This window comes from Chryseobacterium limigenitum (assembly GCF_900114875.1).
Lineage (GTDB): Bacteria > Bacteroidota > Bacteroidia > Flavobacteriales > Weeksellaceae > Chryseobacterium > Chryseobacterium limigenitum.
Window position 1 is genome coordinate 95,489 of record NZ_FPKW01000012.1, and the last position, 20,207, is coordinate 115,695.

Below are 20,207 nucleotides of genomic sequence, written 5' to 3' on the forward strand. Positions count from 1 at the left end.
CTTTAAATTTTATTCAAACAATTCCGCCGTATCCAGCACAGAAACTTTACCATCTTCGCATCTGATCGCCTCTCCGGGGAAGTTTTGGATCATGTGATAATCATGTGTTGCCATTACCACTGCAGCTCCGTTTTCTAAAGCAACCTGTTTTAGCAGGGTCATAATTTCGTTAGATGTTTCTGGATCTAGATTTCCCGTTGGCTCATCGGCTAAGATAAGATCAGGGTGGTTTAATAAAGCTCTTGCAATGGCCACACGCTGTTGTTCTCCACCGGAAAGTTCGTGAGGCATTTTGTGCTTTTTGCTTTTCATGTTTACGCTTCCAAGAACCTCGTTGATACGGTCTTCCATTTTTGTTTTATCGCTCCATCCTGTAGCTTCAAGAACGAATTTCAGGTTTTTCTCAACAGTTCTGTCAGAAAGCAATTGGAAATCCTGGAAAACAATCCCTAATTTTCTTCTAAGGTTAGGAATGTCGGAAGTTCTCATTTTTGCGAGATCAAAACCAACAACAGCTCCATGTCCTGACGCTAAAGGAATATGCCCGTAAAGAGTCTTTAATAATGAGCTTTTTCCGGAACCTGTTTTTCCGATAAGATAACAGAATCGGCCTTTTTTGATGTTAAGATTCACATCAGAAAGAACCGTGAAGTTTTTTTGAGCAATCTTCGCGTGTTGTAGACTTATGATGCTGTCTCCGGAGATATTTGTATGTGGCATAATTCAAATTTAAGAGGCTATTTCTAAAATATTTTTTCAGATCTTAAAAATAGAAAAAAGAAACCTAAAGAAACTAAATTTTAGTAAATTTTAACAACAAAAAATGCCTGAAAAGTTCTTTTCAAGCATTTTTGTATATTGTAATTTAAGATATTATCTCTTAGCTCTTGCAGAACTTACAGATAGACTCTTTCTACCTTTAGCTCTTCTTGCTGCCAAAACTCTTCTACCGTTAGGCGTTGACATTCTTTCTCTGAAACCGTGTTTGTTTCTTTTTTTTCTCTCCGATGGTTGGAATGTTCTTTTACTCATTACTATATATTTAAGTCGTAATTAATATTAATTTTTCAGGTTGCAAAGATATAGATTTTTTTATAAGTTCCAAACTTAACGACTCTTTTTTTAGAAAATATTGCATCTTTTTTCATCGTTAATTTTATCACGCCCATGAATAAATGACTTGCGCGCTGTTTAAAAATAATGAGTAATGATTTATTTAAAAGCTCTATCTTTGAAGACTCAAAATTAAAGAAAATAAATGTTTACACCAACAGAACTTTTAGAAATTAATGCACTTCTTATTCCTGAAAACAAAATAGTTATTCTTACACACTATAATCCGGATGGAGATGCTATTGGTTCTAGTTTAGGCTTAAAGCATTATTTGCATGCAAAAGGAATTAATGCAGAAGTAGTTGTACCCAATGATTTTCCAAAGTTTCTGAAATGGATGCCCGAGGCAAGGAAAAATATTGTTGCCGAATACAAAAGAAAGGTAGCTTTTGATCTTATTAATGAAGCGGATGTTATTTTCTGTCTTGATTTTAATTCTCCTGCGAGAATAGGAATTTTAGGAGATTGGTTGGTGAAATCCAGAGCTGAAAAAATTCTTATCGATCATCATCAGCAGCCTGAGGAATTTGATTATGTTTATTCTAACACCATAATTCCTGCAACGTGTCAGATGATTTATCACTTTATTGAAGCCATGAATGAGGAGCATTTGGTGAATAAAGATATTGCAGAATGTCTTTACACCGGAATCATGACGGATACAGGAGGCTTCCGTTTTCGTTCTACAAGCGCGGCGACACACAGAATTATTGCTAATTTGATTGAAAAAGGTGCTGATCCTTCTATTATAACTTCCAATACTTGGGATACCAACACGGTTTCACGTCTTCATTTATTGGCCTTGATTTTAGGTAGAATTGAAGTGGTGAATGACGGTAAAGTAGCTGTTTTGTATTTAACAAGAAAAGAACTTCAGGAATATGGTTTCCAGAAAGGAGATACGGAAGGTTTTGTGAATTACGGATTAAGCATTGTTGGTGTAAGAATGTCTGCATTCTTTATGGAAGATTTGTATGATGACTTCATTAAAATATCTTTCAGAAGTAAGGACGATGTAGATGTGAACCAATTTTCAAGAAAATATTTCAATGGAGGAGGTCATATCAACGCAGCCGGTGGAAAATCTAATGCTTCTTTAGCTGATACGCTTGAAAATTTTAAAGCTAAAATTGCTGAAGAAAATTTATAATTGAGTGAAATTGGGTGATTACATTATAGTTGTCATTCTGAATGAAACGAAGTAGAGTGAAGAATCTTTTTATAAGAGATTGCTTTACTTCGACAGGCTCAGTACAGGCTTACTTCGCTCCTCGCAATGACTCTAAAACACTATCACACTCAAATTTTCAAACCTCTCACTCAAGAAACTCGGCTATGACCTTTATCTTCCAGTTCTTTACAGGTATATTCGTAAACCTCTTGAAACATGACATCAAGGTTTTTTTTAGTGAATAAGCTGAACTTTGTCATTTTCGGAGGGTCGAGAAAAATATCGCACGAAGTTGCTTTAGAGTAAACAGATTTTGCGATGGCTAAATGTAAAATCCGGTCAAATTCTTTCATTAAACTCATATTTTCCAATCCGTCATAACTTATGGAATTGACGTGGGAGGCAATTAAAAAATCACATTTATCAATGATTGGTTCAATGGGAAGATTGTCCAGGACACCGCCATCAATATATATTTTCTCACCCACTCTTACCGGTGGAAGAACAAAAGGAACGCTTGATGAGGCTAAAAGAGGCCAGAAAAGCTCGCCCTCCGAAAAGAAATCTACAATTCCGTGGGTCATTTCTGTAGCGGCTACATAGACGGGGATTTTCAGAATTTTAAAATCGTCTTCAGGGAAATAATCTTTTAATAATTTTAAAATAAAGTTTGAACTAAAAATACCGTTTTTAGAAAGTCTTAAATAAGATCTTGAAAAAAATGTGGTGTGTTTTACGATTTCCATCATTTCGTCCGGAGATTTTCCGAAAGAATAGAACGCTGCGATGATAGATCCTGCGCTTGTTCCGGAGATAATCTGTGGTTTCAGATCATATTCTTCCAAAGCTTTCAGAACTGCTATATGAGCGATTCCGCGCATTCCTCCACCCGAAAGTGTCAGGCCGATGATGGGTTTCTTTTTTTTGGAAGAGAATAGACTCATTGAAAAATTTAATCTTTACTAATATACGGGAATTTTTGGTAAAAGAATATTAAGGTTCATCGCAATCGGAATCGATTTTTATGAAAAGATCTTCAAATTGTTTGTTCATTTTTTCATCATGCGGAATGCTGTTGATATTACCGTTCGTACAGTTTCCCCAACCAAAAGTTATTAGATCAATGATGGCGTAATCTTTTTTGTCGGGCGAATTCAGATGTTCTTCAAATTCGTTCAGAATTCTTTGTGGATTGCCATTTTTTTTGCTCATATTTTCACGAAGTTTTCTCCATTCTTCAATCATTTGAGCGTCGTTTGAATTTAAAGCTTTTATAAAGTTCTCGCAACCTTTTGAAAGTTTGGCATTCAACAAAACTGAAGGATCGGAAAACGCCTGAATTTCAGTTTTTCGGAATTCATATTCATCCATCAATTCTTGAATTCTATTCTTTTTCACGTTTTCCCAATAAGGAATCTTTACTATTTTTAAATTTTCTAAAGTTTTCTTTTTCTCAATAAAATCTTGATCAAGTTTGGATAAAATCTGATCTTTATCTTTTCTTACTTCATAAAGACTTTTCAGATTAAAAACGGAAGGTGTATTGAGTAATATTCCGCCCATTTGAAACCAAAGTGTGTAAGTTCCTTCAAGTTCTTCTTTGGTATATTTATTTTCGTCAAAATATCCTTTATTTTCACATAATTCGGTTTGGAAATTAAAAATTCCCGGCTTGCTTTGTTCAGTTTTTAAAGTGTCTTTCGATGTATTTTCCGTAACAGCAACCGAATCTTTTAGATTGTTCTTATCTAAAGATTGAGTCTCTTTTTTACAACTGAAAAATGAAAGAAAGACGATTGAAAGGATGAAAATTCTCATAAATTATTTTTAGAAAACTAAGTTTTTCGGCATATTGTGAAGAAGTTCTGTATTGATGATTTCAGCACAGATCGCTGGTTTTTCCCAATGACCATTGTGTCCGCAATCAAGAACATAAGATTTGATATTGGTTTTGTCGGGAAGATTTTTAATGGTTTTATCTGTTTTTACTGCGTTGTCATGTTTTCCAGCTATTACCAGAATTTTAGCTTCAAGATTTTCTAAGACATACTTTTTGTCGGTTCTTTCCACCATACCTTTTACACAGGCTAAAGCTCCTAAGTTATTGGTTGCGAGGGCAACTCTTAAAGCTGTCTCAATTTTTCCTTCCAGAATATCTCTTTCATTTGGATTGAATAAATTAGGAATTCCGGCTCTTGCATAATGTGAAAAAGCGTCTTTTATAATTCTGTAGCTTTTTATGCGCTGTTCTTTTTTTTCTTCGTCATCAGGAAAATAGGTTGAGAAAAATAAGGTTAAACTTTTCAGCGTTTCAGGGTGTTTTTCGGCAAAAGCCAACGAAACGTAACCTCCCATTGAATGGCCTAATAAGTGAACTTTCTCTAATTTCTGATGATCCAAAACTTTTTTTACTTCATCAGCCATTAAATCAACGGTATGAATTTCTCCATAAGTGTCAGATTTTCCGTGGCCGGGAAGATCTATTTTCAATAATGAAAAATTTTCAGACAAATGAGGCTCCATATCGCTCCAAATGAAACTGTTTTCCATGAAACCATGAAGTAATACCAATGTCTCTTTTCCGTTTCCTTTTTTCTCAAAGTGCAGCATGATTTCAAATATTAAAAGTGAATATCAATATAATCTACAAATCCCGAACCGTTTACCATATCCTGAAGTCTCCATGTTTTTCCGCCATCCTTAGACATGAATGTTTTTGTGCCTTTTCTGGTGTAAGGTTTTCCGTTGTTATCTGAGGTGATTTTTTGAGTGATTTCTCCTGTAAAATTCAGGTGTTTAGGGGAAACTACAACGGCTGATCCTTTAATCATTACAGAATTTTCTCCGGATTTTATACTCCCTGAAACATCATAATCGTCCCTGCCCATTTTTTTGAAATTCACAGAGCCTGTTTTTGTTGAAGAATTCTGACTTTGATAGGTGAATTTATGCTCTCCGCTAAAATCTTTGAAATTATTTTCGCTGTTTTTAGCCTTGATGCTATCATTAATTTTTGTTCGGGCAGCATTAATAGAATCAACGATTTTTGTGCTGTCTGATTGATTTGGTGTCGATTGTGTGTCTTTTTTTGAACATGAAACAACTAAAGTTGTGATAGCAATTGCGGTTATTAGGTTTTTCATCAATATTTAAAATTATAGTCTCAAAATTAAATAAAAAAGAGCATTTTAAAAATGCCCTTTCGTTTTATTTTGTTAACTCCTCGTAAACTTTCTTTTCCCAAGGTTTAATGTCTGTAATTCCGTATCGGTCTTTTTTAGAAATTGCGATATTATCTAAAATATCTACGAAATTTTTGTAATTCGCTTCATCTGTAGGTTTTACAATTACTGTGAAATTTTCCGGTTTTGGAGCATTTTTATAAGCTTCAGAAATAATTTTAGAAATCTTAACTCCGCTGAAGTCTGTTTCTTTTAAATTGCTTGTATTTAAATCTTCTTTATCTTGTTGGTGATAAAATACTCTGTTATCCTTACCAAGAATAAAAGTTACTTGATTTTTCGCATCAACTACTGAGGTGTTAATTGGATTTGGATTCGGATCTTTCGCAGGCAATCCCAGATCCATCACATTGGGTTTTGTAAAGTTGGTGGTAAACATGAAAAAGGTAATTAATAAAAACCCTAAATCTACCATTGGAGTCATGTCAACTCTGATCAATTTTTTCTTTTGCTTGCCTCCTTGTTTCTCTTGTGCAATTACTTCAGCCATAATTAATATTTTTTAATGTTAAACAGTTTGTGATAAAGAGTGAATAATTGTTCTTTATTTGAAAGATTCAATACAAAGTTTATACCTAAAATCAGGAAATGTTATAAATTTTCTAAAATTAATTATTAATTGACATTAAAAAACCTTACGAAGCTTCAATTTCATAAGGTTTTAGGCTATTTTAAGTGATTATGCTTGATTGCTTAAAATAAAAAAACTCACACTTTTCAGTATGAGTTTTAAATATATTTAGAATTGCTTATTTATTCTTTTTGTAATAATTAACACCGCATTCCAGGAATTTTTTGAAATCTTCTTTCGGCATATATCCTGAAACCGGAGAATTGATAACTTTTCCGTCCGGAGTTATCAAAACGTAATGTGGTTGAGAGTTGTTATTAAAATTCACCTGTTGGAATAAGCTCCATCTATCACCAATCGTTTTTACTTTTTTAACCTGTCCTTCACCAAGATCAATTTTAGTTTTTTGATCTTCAGGAAGTTCTTCTTTATCATCAACATATAATGAAGCTAACACAATATCGTTTTGAAGGATAGGTAAAATATCAGGTTCGCTCCAAACGAATTCTTCCATTTTTCTACAGTTTTCACAACCGTAACCTGTGAAGTCAATTAGAACAGGTTTATCTTCTTTTTTGGCTAATTCAATAGCTTTGAAGAAATCATGTTCAGGATGCATTCCTAGAATTCCGTCTTTTTCGTCATGGAAATAGCTTACGTTCAACGGAGGTAGAATTCCGCTTAGTAATTGTAGTTTCGGACGTTCTGATGGCATCAATCCCTGAATCATATAGATTACGAAACCAATTCCCAATACTCCCAACACTTTTCTTGTAATTGATATTTTCGGTTTTTTATCATCATGCGGAAATCTTATTAATCCGAATAGATACAAAGTTAATCCAATTCCGATAACGATCCAGATCACGATGAAAAGTTCTCTTTTTAATAAGAAAGTTTTAGAAACAAGATCTGCTTTTGATAAGAATTTCAATGCTAAAGCCAGTTCTATAAATCCCAGAACAACTTTCACTGTATTCATCCATCCTCCCGATTTTGGAAGACTTTGTAATGCTTGCGGGAACAATGCCAGCAATCCGAAAATAATTGCCCAAGCTAAACCAAAGCCTGTTAAAGCCAAAGTTAAAAGCGTTGGAATATGTGACGAACCGGATAAAGATCCTCCTAATAAACTTCCCAAAATAGGGCCTGTACAAGAGAAAGATACGATTACCAAAGTCAAAGCCATGAAGAAAATACCGATGATTCCACCAGCTTCTTCTGCTTTTGAAGATTTGTTCGCGATTGAGCTTGGTAACGAAATATCATAATATCCAAAGAAACTTCCTGCGAAGAAAATAAATACGATGAAGAACACGATGTTCAGCCAAATGCTTGTGGAAATTTCGTTGAAAACATTTCCTGCAATTCCGTCAATTAAATGAAAAGGAACACTTAATAAAACAAAAATCAGAAGAATGAAAAATCCGTAGATCAATGCATCTCTTTTTCCTTTTGCTTTGTTTTTATTCCCTTTTGTGAAGAATGAAACCGTTAACGGGATCATCGGGAAAACACACGGAGTCAACAATGCAATCAATCCTCCGATAAATCCCAGGAATAAATAAGTCCAATAATTTTCGCTGTCTTTAACGGCTGCTGTTCCGCAGTCTGTCAAAGGTTTTTGGAAATCAATAGACTCAATTTTTAATTGTTTTGGATCTAATTTTGAAGCTCCTGCAACTACCGCTGTTTCTGTTTTTACAGGATTTTGTACTGCTGTTTCTATTGTTTTAACAGAATCTTTTGGAGTTTCCGCTTTTTCAGTAGTAGCTTCTGCTGTTGCACCTTTTGGAGTGATTTTTTGAGTGAATTCTAACGTATTCGGAGCCAGACAAACTCGGTCGTCACAAGTTTGGTAAGTAATTTCTGCAACTACATCACCGGGTTTTGTGCCGTCTTTTAATTTAAATTTTTGCTTGAAACCTGCGGAATTAGAGTAGAAAATAATTTTCCCGCCAAAAGCTTCAGAAAATTCTTCGTGTTTTTTACCTGTTTCGGTAAATTTTCCGATCAGTTCAATATTTTTTCCGGAAACTTTATATTCTGTCGGAATTCCTGTGTCTTCAGGAATGTCTTTAGAATAAATATGCCAACCGCTTTCCATTGTTGCATTCAACACGGCTTCATATTGATTGTTTCCTAATTCGTTAACCGTAAGTTTAAATTTTACAGGATTTTTGATTTGTGCATTAATTCCTGTTGCTAAAAACAACAGAATTAATAAAAACCAGTTTTTAAATTTCATTTTACTTTAATTAAAAATTTTGAGAATATTTTTTTTGCTTTCTCATCCCTTGCATGTGTCTGTCTTGTCTGCAAGAATAATTTTTTTATTAAAAATCACTCTTTCCAGGCAATGCTCAAATTTTGCTTGGCTAAAATAGCTAATTTTTCGTCCCTAAAAAAACGAACAAACCGTCTTTTTTGTTTAAAAAAATCTATTAGCCAGAAGATATTTGGTGTTGCTTTGCTTTAATTACCATGGAAGACAGGTTCTTTTAGATGATAATTTTATTCAATAGTTATATTGATTTTCTCGATAATTTCAATAACGCGTTAAAATTTGAAGTTATATTCCAAATTAGCGATAAAACTTCTCGTCAACCCGTCAGGTCTAATGTCCCGGACTAAAAAAGGAACTCCTGCGTTAAGTTGCAGGGCATTGGTTTCATTTAGTTGATAATCTAAAAATAGATTTCCATTCATTGTTAAGCCCTCAGAGCCTTCAATTTGCTGTTGAGAGCCGCTCGAATTCGTGAATTTATCCTTAGAAAGGTGATAAATATTTAATAAACTAGGCGTTAACTGGAACTTATCGGTAATTTTTATTGGATAAGAAGCTCTTAGTAAAACATCGCCGCTTCGCTTAAAATCTTTAGCTGTCTGAAAATCTCTCCAAACAGAATTTATAGGATAGTTTTCTGCAGTGAATTGATTTTTATTCTGTGTTAATGGCTGTTGTAAAGCGGCGACTAACTGTAGTTTTTTGATCTGATATCCAATTCCAGCAATAAGATCCAAAGTCCCCAAACTGGATTGATAATCCATTGGTAACGGATTTCCATTGTTGAATTTATTTCCAGTTGTTAACGGAATTTTCGTGCCCAGAGTAAACGTAAAGTTTTTATCTAAATGATAATTTGTATTTAAATAAATATCAGATAATCCAAAAACACTCACATTATTTCCCGTTTGCAAGAGAGAAGTTGCTTTAGCACTAATGCCAAATTTAGAATTAATTTGTCGGTTATATTCCAAATATTGACTGTAAGCAGAAACAGAATGATCCGCTTTTCCGTAAGAAAATCCGACTTTTATTTGATTTTTCTGTACAGATATAGAATCGTTGACGTTTTGAGGTTTTAAACTGTTGACCGTACAGAATCCCGCGTCGCTACAGCCTTGCGCATGTAAAAATCCCGAGGGAAGAATCGCCAGAAATATATATAGACAGTATGAATAAGGATTTTTCATCTTCTTTTTTTTTGATTTTATAATTGCTTCAGAATATCTTCTGCCGAAGCTCTTTCTTTATAATCAGGATTAAAATGTCTCCAGGAGATCACTTTATTTTCATCAAGAATATACGTTGCAGAAACAGGCAGTCTTCCTGAGTTATCAGATCTGCTTGTTGTGAAGCCATCTACTTTTGAAGTATAAGCAGCTAAAGTTTTACTATCCGGAGTGTAGAGAACGTCAAATGCTTCCGCAATTTTGTAGCCTTCATCATACAAAACCGTATAGCCTGTTTTTGTTTTTTCGAGAGTCTTTTCTATAAATTCCGGCTTTTCAGGGGAGATAATAACCAGTCTGGCATTTTTAGCTTTTAATTCCTGAGATAAGTTTTGAAGCGATTCAATATATTTGTTACAGTATGGGCACCATTGTCCGCGGATGAAAACCAAAATCAATTTTTCTTTTTCTTTGGATGAAGAAAATGTCTTTCCTAAATGATCTTTTGCCGAAAAATCCGCAATTTTATCTCCAACCATTTTTCCTTTCACCATATCAAGTGTTTTTGGAGCCATGCCTGATGAAACTTTACTTAAAACTGAAGCTCCGACTGTCGAAAACTGCTCAGCATTATAATATCCAAAATCATATTGAACCAATTTTCCCGTTGCATCCAGAAATAAAAATGATGGAAGATTGACGATTTTAAACTCTTTTGCCAATGCCACACCTTCTTTCTCTGCATCTATCGCAAGGTTTACAAAACTTTTGTTGAATAATTCTCCAACTTTAGGATCAGTAAAAGTGTTTTTCTGCATCAATTTACACGGCCCACACCAAGTCGTGTAAATATCTATGAAAATAAGCTTGTTTTCTTTTTTGGCAATTTGTTTTGCAGCTTCAAGATCAATGCTTTGAAAGTTGATCCCTTTTTTACTTTGTGCATTAGCGGAAATTCCGATCAATAAGCACAGACTGAATACAATTGTTTTAAACATAATATTGATATTTAATAGTAAGTTCCAAAAACAAAAAAAAATCACCCAGCTTTTGGATGATTTTTTATAATTAACTGTATTTCAGTCTTAAAAATTGTCTTTATTTTTTATTTTTCGAATTTGTTCAACACATTTGTACTTCTGATTCTGTGCATTATGCTTGCTGGAATATTGGTATTTGGTCTGAATTTCTTCAATACTTTTATTTTTCATGAAAATATCCTGAATTAGATTTTTACAATGGGTAGAGATAGAATTGATATAATCATTAAGTTTATGCCAATAATCTCTTTCGTTTTCAATAGCTAAATTAATTTCGGCCTGATTTTTTGTATAATAATTTTCCGGAATTTCTATTAAAAATTCTTTATTCCTAAGTTTTTTCAACCATAAATTTTTTGAGATTCCTGAAACATAAATGCCAAGACAGGTGTATGCCTTGAAGTTGTCGGCATATAATTTCTCGTACAAAATAAGCAATGCATCTTGAAAAATATCCTCAGCATCTTCTAAATTTCCTTTGTTGTTAAGGACAAATTTTTTAGTGTAAATAAAGTATTGTTGATATAAAATGGCGAAAGCTACATTGCTGTTTCTCCTGAAATCATCTATTATTAGATTATTTGTTGTTTTTCGGTCCATTTTATTTTCAATATTTTTTTGGTGTGTTTACCTGCAGAAAATCTGCCGTCCTGTCTGTAAGGCAATATACCTAAAATCTGATCTTTGGCATCGCATAATAACCAAGTATTTTCTTTTTCAAAAAAAGATAATTTTTCGTCTCTGAGGAATTTAGAAATCTTCTTTTTCCCTTTCATTCCGATTGGGAAAAATACATCACCTTCTTTCTTTTTTCTCAGTTTTACAGGAAGACTGATTTTTTCAATATCTAAAAGCCATTCGAATGATTCTGCAGTTGAAATCTTTAATTCCAGACTTTCAGGAAGTATTATTTCATGATTTTCATTGATATTTAAAATAATTTCTTCTGGTTTTTCATTCAGAATATCAGATAATTTAAGTTTTGAAAATATCAATTCATTTCGATTGATGATTAATTGATATTCTTTTGAAAAGAATGAGCTTCCGTTTTCAGCTTTGAAAATTTTCGAAATTTCCTCTTCCTGATTGAAACCATATTTTTTTAAAATTTCAAACTTTACAAAATCACTTTCCTCATTCAGCTTTTCTTTGGATAAGATTTTATGGTCTTTGTTAAATGTTGAAAGCCGATTTTCTATTTCTTTGATTTGATTCTGGACAAAATCTTTGGTCTGATTTAAATATGAAGAGCTTTTCCCGAAGTTTTCCAGGAAATGGTCGTTTGTTTCCAAAAGCTTGGGAACAATCTCGTTTCTGATTTTATTTCTTAAATAATCACTTTTTTTATTAGAAAGATCTTCACGGAATTCAATACTGTTTTTTTTAGCAAATTCGTAAATTTCTTCTTTTGAAAATTGCAGAAGCGGACGAAGAATATTGTTGTCATTAGGAGGAATTCCGCTCAAACCATTAATTCCAGAAGCTTTTGACAGATTAATAATGAAAGTTTCCAGTTGATCATTCAAATGATGGGCAGTTACTAAAAACTCGAGTTTTTCCTGCTGTTGAATTTGTTTAAAGAAATTATATCGAAGTTCTCTCGCCCAAAGCTGAATGGAATTTTCTGGTTTGTTGTCTTTCTCAGAAACTTCATACAAATGAAACGGAATATGATTTTTCTCACAAAAATCCTGAACCACCTTTTGATCGAGATCAGAATCTTCTCCACGAAGTTTATAGTTAATATGTGCAACCTGAAACTTAATCCCCGAATTCAGAAACAAAGAAGCTAAAACCATAGAATCGGCACCGCCACTCACCGCCAATAAATAGGAATGATTTTCAGGTGATTCAATGAGATTTTTTAATTGATTTTTAAAACTTAAATAGTCCAACATCTGTGTTGAGAATTTCTTTTATACAAAGATAAACCATTAATTAAAATGAATTTTCCTAAATTTGATTCGTCTAAAAAAGATTATTTATGAAGATTATTAAAATTCTAGCAGTTTCTGCGATGGCGTTGGGGATGACATCTTGTATCAGCAAAAAGCAATACGATGCTCTAAGTTCAAACTATAAGCAATGTATTGAAAACATTGGCGAAAGACAAAGAGAGATCCAGGATCTGAAGTCTCAAAACTCTGCATTATCAGGAGAGAATAATTTATTAAAAAGTCAGCATGATGCTCTAAAATCATCATTGGATGCTTGTTTATCTAATACAGGAAAAAGCTCTGCAAATATTGATAAATTGGTAAGCGAGATCAACTCTTCAAACTCTTATATCAAGCAGTTGATTTCTAATAATGCTAAAAATGACAGCTTAAATTTAGCGTTATCAAACAAATTAAAAAGATCTTTGGATAATGTAACTGACGATGATGTTCAGGTAAAAGTATTGAAAGGGGTGGTTATGATCTCACTTTCAGATAAAATGTTATATAAAGTTGGTGACTACAACGTATTGCCTGCAGCTCAGGAAGTATTAGGAAAAGTTGCTAAAGTAATCAACGATTATGATAAATATTCAGTATTGATCGAAGGTAACACGGATAATTCTCCTTTGAGTTCTCCAAATTTACCAAGAGACAACTGGGATCTTTCTGCATTGAGAGGTACGTCGATTGCTAAAGTTTTACAGTCTCAATTCGGAGTTGATCCTGCAAGAATTACAGCAGGTGGACGCTCTGAATACAATCCTAAGGCGACAAACATGAGCGTTTCAGGAAGAGCAGAAAACAGAAGAACGGAGATCATCATTATGCCTAAGCTTGATGAATTCATGAAATTAATGGATATTGCTCCTAAGAAATAAAAATTTCAAATTCAACGATAAAAAATAACTCCCGGAGAAATTCGAGAGTTATTTTTTTAATCAAATTAATTCTTCTTTTTTCAATAATGAAATAATTCGTTGAAAAAATGAATTGGATATTTCAGGTTTAGTTTTTTTTAAAGAAGAATCCGCCTTGCCCAAAGGCATTGCGGTCTTCTGATTCTTAGTGTTAATTTGTTTTTCCCCTACATTCATTTTATTTTTTCTTAGTGTTTTTACCCGTCTTTGCAAAGGTATAGGAATAGTCATTCGAAAACATCCGTATTTTTACGGTAATTAGTATGGGGTTTTCCCTGTTTTTCGGAGAATCTTTGTTTCAAAGTTTATTCTTTTTCCTTATATTTAGTTAAATTTGACTCACAAAAATTGTAAGAATGAGCTTTTTTGAAGAAAAGAATCCTGAAATGGACAGGTATCTGGAGACACACGCATCTTCCGAGCCTGAAATTCTGAAAAAACTGAGAAGAGAAACTTTTCAGAAAACGACACAGCCTCACATGATCTCGGGATATCAGCAAGGGAGACTTTTAACGATGATCTCCCAGATGTTGCAGCCTAAAAATGTTCTTGAAATCGGAACTTTTACGGGATATGCTACTTTATGTTTAACAACGGGTTTAGCAAAAGACGGAAAAATAACAACGTTGGATGTAAATGAAGATCTTGCTTATTTACCCAGAAAATATTTTCAGGAAAGTGAATATTCTAATCAGATTAATTTTAAACTTCAGGATGCAAAAGAATTCTTAAGGGAAACTGATGAGGTTTTCGACCTTGTTTTCATTGATGCTGATAAAGAAAATTATGCTGAATATTTTAGATTAATTAAGCCCAGAACAAAATCGGGTTCGGTAGTATTATTTGATAATGTTCTTTGGTACGGGAAAGTTCTGGAAGAAAATCCGAAGCAGAGATCAACCCAAGTTATCAAGGAATTAAACGATTTGATCGCAAAAGATGATGATTTTGAAAATCTTATTTTACCTTTGCGTGACGGAGTAAATTTTCTGAGAAGGAAATAAATTAAAAGGTTTAAAAATTAAATTATTAAAAGAGCAAGCAGTCTCTAATTTTTTCATCTTTAAATCATTCAATCTTTTAATTAAAGTCAATGGATAAAGGAATTTGTAATGTTACAGTAGCACCGGTGCGCGCAGAAAATTCTGACAAAGCAGAAATTGTTACGGAAATATTGTTCGGAGAAAGCGCAGATATTTTGGAGGTTAATAAAAACTGGACCAGAATAAAAATGCATTATGACGGTTATGAAGGATGGATGGATACCAAACAGATAAAACCTGTAACAGACGAAGAACTAGCTAATAGAAAAGTTACGGTGATCACTGAAGATTTTTCGTCGGTTCTTACCAATGATGGCAGAACTTTATTGTCGATGGGTTCTGAAGTTGAGTTTCAGGCTGTAGCTTCAAGAAGAAGTCATGATCTCCGCGAAAGTGTTGCTTTAACGGCAAAAGAATTCCTTAATGTGCCTTATTTATGGGGTGGTAAAAGTTTTTTTGCGGTAGACTGCTCCGGTTTTACACAATTGGTGTATAAAGTTCATAATATTAAGCTGCCAAGAGATACATATCAACAGGCAGAAGTAGGGGAGGCACTCACTTTTGTTGAAGAAAGTCAGCTTGGTGATCTTGCTTTTTTTGAAAATCCTGAGGGGAAAATTATTCATGTCGGGATTATGCTTGATAACCAGAAAATTATTCATGCTTCCGGTAAAGTGAGAATCGATACGCTCGATTCTACTGGCATTTTCAATAAGGAACTGAATAAGCATACCCATAAATTAAGAGTGATTAAAAGTATTCTTTAAATATGAAAATCTCTAGCATATTATTAGTTGTAAACACTCTTTTGCTTGTAGTAATTTGGGCTTTTACAGGAATGAAATATGCTGGATTACCTGATATTATTCCTACCCATTTTAATTTTCAGGGTAATGTAGATGGTGAATCCCGAAAGGCAGCAATTTGGGCTTTACCATGTATTGCTACATTTATTTCTGTTCTCTTTGCAGGACTTTCTAGAGAGCCCAATTCTACTTTATTAAACGTTCCCAAAAGTTTTCGAAATAAGAAGACGTTAGAACTATACCTATATTCTATTCAATTTCCTGTGATGCTTTTGTTCTTGGATATTATTATAGAAAGTATCTGTATTGCAGAAGGTAGGCAGGCTAAGCTGAGCGAGCTTATTTTTTTTATTGTGGGATTATTATTTGCTGTGATTGGAGTTGGTCTTGTAAAATCAATTCAGGAAGGAATAAGAAGTAAGGTTAACCATTAAAATAATCAGGTTTGAATTTTCTTTACAACATATTTGTTAATCTTCTCATTTTCGGAATGAAGGTTTTTTCGTTGTTTAATGATAAAACTAAAAAAGGCGTTGAAGGAAGAAAACAATCGTTACATATCATCAAATCCAAGCTTTCACAATCAGATAAGGTAATCTGGATGCATGCTGCAAGCTTGGGCGAATATGAGCAGGGTCTGCCTGTTTTAGAAAAGTTGAAAGAACAGTTTCCTACACATAAAATTCTTGTGACTTTTTTCTCACCTTCTGGATATGAAAATGTTATTAAAAAGAAGCATATTGCAGATGTTATCTGTTATCTTCCTTTCGATAAAAAATCTGTGGTAAAAGAATTTGTTTCTCAGTTTAAAGCTGAACTATTTTTTACGGTGAAATATGATTATTGGTATAATCTTTTGTCAGAATTAAAAGCTCAGGGCGCAAAAACATATGTTATTTCTGCCTTATTTTATGAAAATCAATCCTTCTTTACATCGTATGGGAAGTGGTTTGTAAGGCAATTACAGAATAATATCGACTGGTTTTTTCATCAGACAGAAATGTCTTTCGCTCTTGCAAAAAGTGTTGGTTTAAATAATTCTTCAATTGCCGGAGATACAAGATTTGATCGTGTAAAACAATTGCGTGAAAGAGATAATCATGTGAAATTTATCAAAGAATTTATTGATAATAAGAAAACGATTGTTTTTGGAAGTTCTTGGAGTTCAGAAGAAAAGATCGCGGAGATTATTTTTAAAACAAATTCTGATATTAAGATGATTATTGCTCCTCACGATTTGAAAAGAGTGCAAAATTTGAAACAAATTTTTCCTGATGCTTTGTTGTACAGCGAAATTTCAGATCAATCATCTATGATCACCCATCATTTATTAATCATAGATAGCATCGGATTATTGTCAAAACTCTATTCTTACGCTGATACTGCGGTTGTAGGAGGTGGTTTCCATGATGCCGGATTGCATAATATTTTAGAAGCAGCAACTTTCGGTGTTCCTGTAATTTTTGGAAATCATTATAGGAAAAACCCTGAAGCTGATGATCTGATTAAAGCTTATGGAGGAAAATCGTTTGAAGAAGAAAATGTAGCTGCAGATTTTGCATTATTTCTTATGAACAGTGATAATGAGGAAGTACTAAACGAAATGTCTGCCAGCTCCAAGAAATTTGTTGATGAAAAGCCGAATTCAACAAAAATTATTCTAAAGAAAATTCTATCTTAAAAATCCCTGACTTTTTATTTCTTTCATGATCTGATCCAAATTATCGGGAATGTTTTCACATTTTAGCCAATTTAGATCTAAACTGTTATTAATACAAAGCTTTTGCAGATATGTATTTTGGTTTATTTTTTTGTGGAGGTCAGCTAAAAGTTCGTCAAATTCCATCCAGTAATCTTCATCTAATTTTTTAACTAAAATTAAAGCTCTGAAAATTTTATTAATGATATAAAGATACAGTTTGTAAACATTGTCAAACCTTTGTCTGCCAAGGTCTTCGTTGCTTTCTAAAATTTCATTGATCAGTAATATGTGCAGGGAAACTTCTCCAAACTTATCGGTTGTGATTTTTATATGTTCCGTTATTTCTGCACTAATTTTTCTGATAATGGTCTGGAAATATTTTTGATTTCCGATGTATTTTGAAGCCAAAAGAACTTTTTCCTTCACATTTTCTTCCATCGCATCTCGCTTGTCATCGGTAGTTTCTGTGTCGATCAATTCAAAATACAATTTTTTAGACAAAAGTTTATCCTTTTTCAATAATCTGAAAATGAGACGGTCTTTTTCTACGGGAGAGAAATTGCTTAATGCGGCTTTAAATTCTTTTGAATACTCCATTAATTAAAGATTTTAGAATATTTTAAAAATCCGTTCAATGCCCAGTTTGCCGTGTAATACAACGATTTTACAGTAGAAAATCCCATGAAATCTTTATATACCAAATATTGATCTTTAATGATGTTTTTCTTCTTTCTGGAAACACTGTTTTCGCGCATTCTGTATTTTGCTAAGGTCTTTTTTACAGGATAACCTTTTGGGATCTCTTTTAATAAATTCAGCCACATCACATGGTCTTCACGTTTACTTTTAATGGGAAAGAAGAATTTTCCTACTCTTTTTGTATCGTAAACGGTAGAAACCGGAGCAAGTCTGCAGGTTTTCAGCAAGTTTGAAAAAGTAACAATTTTATCAGCAAGAAAATCCTTTAAAATAGGCTCCATTGTATGCTCATCACACCTTGAATAGTTGCAGTAGACGAGTTCTACCTTATTTTCCTGCATGTAATCAGTCATTGTCTCCAGATATTTGGGATACCAGAGATCATCGGAGTCCAGAAAAGCGATATATCTTCCCTGAGCTCTTTCAAGACTATTGTTTCGGGCATTTCCTGCGCCTCCGTTTTTTTCTAATGCTTGCAGTTTTATTCTCGGATCATTGTATTTTTTGATGAGTTCTACAGTATTGTCTTTAGAAAGGTCGTCCGTGATTAGCCACTCCCAGTTTTCATAGGTTTGGTTGAGGACAGATTGTATCGTTTCTTCTATAAATTCTGCAGAATTATAGCAGGGAGTGATAATGGAAACAAGGTCTTTCATTCGTGCAAATATAAATAGATTTAAAGTCTTATGAGGGAATATTAATAATTATAAAAATCGTTTTTCATACAAATGCCACGAGCTTACCCCGACACCTACTACAACCAGCATACAAATAAATGCCATGAAATAGGGATTGTAATTGGTAAATAAACCCAGCGTTGCAAATACTCGGATAATAGGGAAGTGGAAGATGTAAATTCCATATGTGAAATCTCCGTATTTTCCGAAATTATTTAAAAATTTAAAAGAATAGGCAACGTAAAGAACGATGATGCTTATCATAATGGGTGAGAATAATTTAATTTTAAAAATCAAATCAATCCAAACCGTTAGAATGGCGATGATGAAAAGGATATTTTTATGTTTAATGAATTTTTCAAAATTAAAATAAACCAACATTCCGCCAATGAAATAACACAATGCACCGGGAATTTGTCTTGAAATTTCTACTTTATCAGTCATCTCAAAATAATTAAGATAAACTAATGACAGGAAATAAAATACGATTAAACTGATATTTCTATATTTATTATCTTTTCCAAAAAACAAGAAAAGAACCGGAACTAAAAAGTAAAAACACATTTCAATTTTTAAGGTCCAAAGCGCTCCGTTTACCGCTCCGTTCCCGAAAACTCCGGGAAGATTGGGTGCCATGAAATTCATAAATACAGAATTCCAAAGAAGATATTTAAGTGTTTGCGGACTTGTGAAATATTCTGAAAAAGAAACGGTACTTACCAGACTTAATAGTACGGTACATAAAACCACAACCAGTAAATAGGCAGGAACGATTCTGTTCAATCTCTTTTTGACGTATTTTTTTAAAGTACTCGTTCTTTCATAGCTTCGCGCGATCAAGAAACCACTGACGATGAAAAATGCGAAAACACCTACTTCTACCGGGCTGTGCTTCAGGAATTCAAGTGAAGGCGATGTACTTAGATAGCCTAAATGCCCAACAAAAACGATGAAAGCGAGGAGAACACGGATGAAGTCAAAATTATTTTTCGCGATGTCTTGCATTTGTTTTTTTTGCAAAAATAACTTTTTTAATAAATATATGGGACTCTTGGATAGTTCAATATTTGTTAAATAGTGGTAATATTGTAGCTATATGGCGTAATAATTTTAGAAATATGGGTTTTTGAAATAATTTTTCACAAAAAACTATTAAATAAATCAAAAAAATTATAATTTTAGCGCTTGAAAAATTTGATACATGAAGAAATTAGCATTACTATTTGCAGGTTTATCATTATTCGTAGCTACGGGATGTAATAATGATGACGATACTCCGGCTGAAGCTCCACTTGTAGGTGTTTGGCAGCCATTAAAAGAAGTCATCACAACTATAGAGACGGGAGAACAGCCTATTTCAGATCTGATCACCTATACCGACTGTCAGAAGCAATCCAGATGGAGGTTTAATACTGAGGTAGTAGGTAAAAGAACTGAATGGAATGATACTGCTACGCCGGGGCAGTGTGCTATTTCATCAGACCGAAATTTCAATTATACGTACGACAAAGGCGAAAAAACGATCCAGATAAAATATCAGGGAACAGTAGAACCATCTAACGGGAAAATAATTACCCTTAATGAAACTACGCTGAACCTCTCAATAAGAGAAGAAACTTCAGATCCTACCGTTTATAAGACCAGAACCTATACTTTTAAGAGAATTCCTCAATAATTAAAGTAGTGGTATAAATAATAAAAAGGTCTCATCTTCGGGTGAGATCTTTTTGTTTTTGATATGAATTATAATTAATCGAAAATTAAAGTTCCATTTCTATTAAAATCATTATTTTTGTGAAATACTAGAATTGGAATTATAATAAATCTAAC

22 protein-coding genes are annotated in these 20,207 nt (G+C 33.3%); 7 read left to right on the plus strand and 15 right to left on the minus strand.

The window, feature by feature from the left end; all coding sequences use genetic code 11:
• Window positions 1–9: 9 nt before the first annotated feature.
• Both BT156_RS14610 and rpmH read right to left on the minus strand, forming a co-directional pair.
• Complete coding sequence (locus BT156_RS14610) at window positions 10–720, minus strand: cell division ATP-binding protein FtsE (RefSeq protein ID WP_072411096.1); 711 nt, start codon at window positions 718–720, stop codon at window positions 10–12.
• Between the two features lie 153 nt (window positions 721–873).
• Complete coding sequence (gene rpmH, locus BT156_RS14615; protein WP_054511485.1) at window positions 874–1,032, minus strand: 50S ribosomal protein L34; 159 nt, start codon at window positions 1,030–1,032, stop codon at window positions 874–876.
• A 226-nt stretch (window positions 1,033–1,258) separates the two neighbouring features.
• Here rpmH and BT156_RS14620 point away from each other — a divergent pair, with 226 nt between their 5' ends.
• On the plus strand, window positions 1,259–2,263 hold the full coding sequence (locus BT156_RS14620) for a DHH family phosphoesterase (RefSeq protein WP_072411098.1): 1,005 nt from the start codon (window positions 1,259–1,261) through the stop codon (window positions 2,261–2,263).
• Between the two features lie 170 nt (window positions 2,264–2,433).
• On the opposite strand, the gene BT156_RS14625 is transcribed toward BT156_RS14620, so the two are convergent.
• From BT156_RS14625 to tilS, 10 genes are all read right to left on the minus strand, one after another.
• Window positions 2,434–3,228 (minus strand): patatin-like phospholipase family protein, encoded by a 795-nt coding sequence (locus BT156_RS14625; RefSeq protein WP_072411100.1) that lies wholly within the window; start codon window positions 3,226–3,228, stop codon window positions 2,434–2,436.
• A 49-nt stretch (window positions 3,229–3,277) separates the two neighbouring features.
• Window positions 3,278–4,102: a hypothetical protein gene (locus BT156_RS14630; protein ID WP_083582361.1), complete on the minus strand. Its 825-nt coding sequence runs from the start codon at window positions 4,100–4,102 to the stop codon at window positions 3,278–3,280.
• A 9-nt stretch (window positions 4,103–4,111) separates the two neighbouring features.
• Window positions 4,112–4,894, minus strand: a complete 783-nt coding sequence (locus tag BT156_RS14635; protein WP_072411102.1) for an alpha/beta fold hydrolase — start codon at window positions 4,892–4,894, stop codon at window positions 4,112–4,114.
• Between the two features lie 11 nt (window positions 4,895–4,905).
• Entirely contained in the window at window positions 4,906–5,427 is a 522-nt protein-coding gene (locus BT156_RS14640; RefSeq protein ID WP_072411104.1) for a hypothetical protein, read from the minus strand.
• Between the two features lie 64 nt (window positions 5,428–5,491).
• On the minus strand, window positions 5,492–6,016 hold the full coding sequence (locus tag BT156_RS14645; RefSeq protein ID WP_072411107.1) for a biopolymer transporter ExbD: 525 nt from the start codon (window positions 6,014–6,016) through the stop codon (window positions 5,492–5,494).
• A 259-nt stretch (window positions 6,017–6,275) separates the two neighbouring features.
• The gene (locus BT156_RS14650; protein WP_072411109.1) at window positions 6,276–8,345 is read right to left on the minus strand and encodes a protein-disulfide reductase DsbD family protein; all 2,070 of its coding nucleotides are present in this window, start codon (window positions 8,343–8,345) and stop codon (window positions 6,276–6,278) included.
• A 311-nt stretch (window positions 8,346–8,656) separates the two neighbouring features.
• Window positions 8,657–9,574 (minus strand): hypothetical protein, encoded by a 918-nt coding sequence (locus BT156_RS14655; RefSeq protein ID WP_072411111.1) that lies wholly within the window; start codon window positions 9,572–9,574, stop codon window positions 8,657–8,659.
• Between the two features lie 17 nt (window positions 9,575–9,591).
• On the minus strand, window positions 9,592–10,551 hold the full coding sequence (locus BT156_RS21800; protein ID WP_083582362.1) for a peroxiredoxin-like family protein: 960 nt from the start codon (window positions 10,549–10,551) through the stop codon (window positions 9,592–9,594).
• Between the two features lie 87 nt (window positions 10,552–10,638).
• The gene (locus tag BT156_RS14670; protein ID WP_072411113.1) at window positions 10,639–11,193 is read right to left on the minus strand and encodes an RNA polymerase sigma factor; all 555 of its coding nucleotides are present in this window, start codon (window positions 11,191–11,193) and stop codon (window positions 10,639–10,641) included.
• Complete coding sequence (gene tilS, locus BT156_RS14675; protein WP_072411115.1) at window positions 11,166–12,491, minus strand: tRNA lysidine(34) synthetase TilS; 1,326 nt, start codon at window positions 12,489–12,491, stop codon at window positions 11,166–11,168. Before tilS ends, BT156_RS14670 begins: the two co-directional genes overlap by 28 nt.
• 86 nt (window positions 12,492–12,577) lie before the next feature.
• Here tilS and BT156_RS14680 point away from each other — a divergent pair, with 86 nt between their 5' ends.
• The 5 genes from BT156_RS14680 to BT156_RS14700 all read left to right on the plus strand — a co-directional run bounded on the left by BT156_RS14680 (window position 12,578) and on the right by BT156_RS14700 (window position 16,980).
• Window positions 12,578–13,411 (plus strand): OmpA family protein, encoded by an 834-nt coding sequence (locus BT156_RS14680; RefSeq protein ID WP_072411117.1) that lies wholly within the window; start codon window positions 12,578–12,580, stop codon window positions 13,409–13,411.
• A gap of 395 nt (window positions 13,412–13,806) precedes the next feature.
• A complete protein-coding gene (locus BT156_RS14685; RefSeq protein WP_072411119.1) occupies window positions 13,807–14,454 on the plus strand; it encodes an O-methyltransferase in 648 nt (215 codons plus the stop codon).
• 89 nt (window positions 14,455–14,543) lie between these two features.
• Complete coding sequence (locus tag BT156_RS14690; RefSeq protein ID WP_072411133.1) at window positions 14,544–15,260, plus strand: C40 family peptidase; 717 nt, start codon at window positions 14,544–14,546, stop codon at window positions 15,258–15,260.
• A 2-nt stretch (window positions 15,261–15,262) separates the two neighbouring features.
• Window positions 15,263–15,733, plus strand: coding sequence for a DUF1648 domain-containing protein (locus BT156_RS14695; RefSeq protein WP_072411134.1), 471 nt, complete (start codon window positions 15,263–15,265; stop codon window positions 15,731–15,733).
• An 11-nt stretch (window positions 15,734–15,744) separates the two neighbouring features.
• Window positions 15,745–16,980, plus strand: a complete 1,236-nt coding sequence (locus tag BT156_RS14700; RefSeq protein ID WP_072411135.1) for a 3-deoxy-D-manno-octulosonic acid transferase — start codon at window positions 15,745–15,747, stop codon at window positions 16,978–16,980.
• Here BT156_RS14700 and BT156_RS14705 read toward each other — a convergent pair.
• The 3 genes from BT156_RS14705 to BT156_RS14715 are packed head-to-tail and all read right to left on the minus strand — an operon-like array spanning window position 16,972 to window position 19,382.
• Entirely contained in the window at window positions 16,972–17,598 is a 627-nt protein-coding gene (locus tag BT156_RS14705) for a deoxyuridine 5'-triphosphate nucleotidohydrolase (protein WP_072411136.1), read from the minus strand. The two genes, BT156_RS14700 and BT156_RS14705, sit on opposite strands and share 9 nt — an antisense overlap.
• Entirely contained in the window at window positions 17,598–18,356 is a 759-nt protein-coding gene (locus tag BT156_RS14710) for a glycosyltransferase family 2 protein (protein WP_072411137.1), read from the minus strand. The genes BT156_RS14705 and BT156_RS14710 overlap by 1 nt, the downstream gene beginning before the upstream one ends.
• Window positions 18,357–18,404: 48 nt before the next feature.
• Window positions 18,405–19,382: an acyltransferase family protein gene (locus BT156_RS14715; protein WP_072411138.1), complete on the minus strand. Its 978-nt coding sequence runs from the start codon at window positions 19,380–19,382 to the stop codon at window positions 18,405–18,407.
• Window positions 19,383–19,578: 196 nt separating this feature from the next.
• Between BT156_RS14715 and BT156_RS14720 the strand changes: the two genes are divergently transcribed.
• Window positions 19,579–20,052, plus strand: a complete 474-nt coding sequence (locus BT156_RS14720) for a lipocalin family protein (RefSeq protein WP_072411139.1) — start codon at window positions 19,579–19,581, stop codon at window positions 20,050–20,052.
• The last annotated feature ends 155 nt before the right edge of the window (window positions 20,053–20,207 follow it).

Bases quoted from the DNA above. Each gene is read 5' to 3' on its own strand.
- BT156_RS14620 (WP_072411098.1), top strand. From the start codon at position 1,259: ATGTTTACACCAACAGAACTTTTAGAAATTAATGCACTTCTTATTCCT.
- BT156_RS21800 (WP_083582362.1), bottom strand. From the start codon at position 10,551: ATGTTTAAAACAATTGTATTCAGTCTGTGCTTATTGATCGGAATTTCC.
- tilS (WP_072411115.1), bottom strand. From the start codon at position 12,491: ATGTTGGACTATTTAAGTTTTAAAAATCAATTAAAAAATCTCATTGAA.
- BT156_RS14625 (WP_072411100.1), bottom strand. From the start codon at position 3,228: ATGAGTCTATTCTCTTCCAAAAAAAAGAAACCCATCATCGGCCTGACA.
- BT156_RS14670 (WP_072411113.1), bottom strand. From the start codon at position 11,193: ATGGACCGAAAAACAACAAATAATCTAATAATAGATGATTTCAGGAGA.
- BT156_RS14685 (WP_072411119.1), top strand. From the start codon at position 13,807: ATGAGCTTTTTTGAAGAAAAGAATCCTGAAATGGACAGGTATCTGGAG.
- rpmH (WP_054511485.1), bottom strand. From the start codon at position 1,032: ATGAGTAAAAGAACATTCCAACCATCGGAGAGAAAAAAAAGAAACAAA.
- BT156_RS14655 (WP_072411111.1), bottom strand. From the start codon at position 9,574: ATGAAAAATCCTTATTCATACTGTCTATATATATTTCTGGCGATTCTT.
- BT156_RS14635 (WP_072411102.1), bottom strand. From the start codon at position 4,894: ATGCTGCACTTTGAGAAAAAAGGAAACGGAAAAGAGACATTGGTATTA.
- BT156_RS14680 (WP_072411117.1), top strand. From the start codon at position 12,578: ATGAAGATTATTAAAATTCTAGCAGTTTCTGCGATGGCGTTGGGGATG.
- BT156_RS14630 (WP_083582361.1), bottom strand. From the start codon at position 4,102: ATGAGAATTTTCATCCTTTCAATCGTCTTTCTTTCATTTTTCAGTTGT.
- BT156_RS14640 (WP_072411104.1), bottom strand. From the start codon at position 5,427: ATGAAAAACCTAATAACCGCAATTGCTATCACAACTTTAGTTGTTTCA.
- BT156_RS14705 (WP_072411136.1), bottom strand. From the start codon at position 17,598: ATGGAGTATTCAAAAGAATTTAAAGCCGCATTAAGCAATTTCTCTCCC.
- BT156_RS14650 (WP_072411109.1), bottom strand. From the start codon at position 8,345: ATGAAATTTAAAAACTGGTTTTTATTAATTCTGTTGTTTTTAGCAACA.
- BT156_RS14610 (WP_072411096.1), bottom strand. From the start codon at position 720: ATGCCACATACAAATATCTCCGGAGACAGCATCATAAGTCTACAACAC.
- BT156_RS14720 (WP_072411139.1), top strand. From the start codon at position 19,579: ATGAAGAAATTAGCATTACTATTTGCAGGTTTATCATTATTCGTAGCT.
- BT156_RS14645 (WP_072411107.1), bottom strand. From the start codon at position 6,016: ATGGCTGAAGTAATTGCACAAGAGAAACAAGGAGGCAAGCAAAAGAAA.
- BT156_RS14695 (WP_072411134.1), top strand. From the start codon at position 15,263: ATGAAAATCTCTAGCATATTATTAGTTGTAAACACTCTTTTGCTTGTA.
- BT156_RS14690 (WP_072411133.1), top strand. From the start codon at position 14,544: ATGGATAAAGGAATTTGTAATGTTACAGTAGCACCGGTGCGCGCAGAA.
- BT156_RS14715 (WP_072411138.1), bottom strand. From the start codon at position 19,382: ATGCAAGACATCGCGAAAAATAATTTTGACTTCATCCGTGTTCTCCTC.
- BT156_RS14710 (WP_072411137.1), bottom strand. From the start codon at position 18,356: ATGAAAGACCTTGTTTCCATTATCACTCCCTGCTATAATTCTGCAGAA.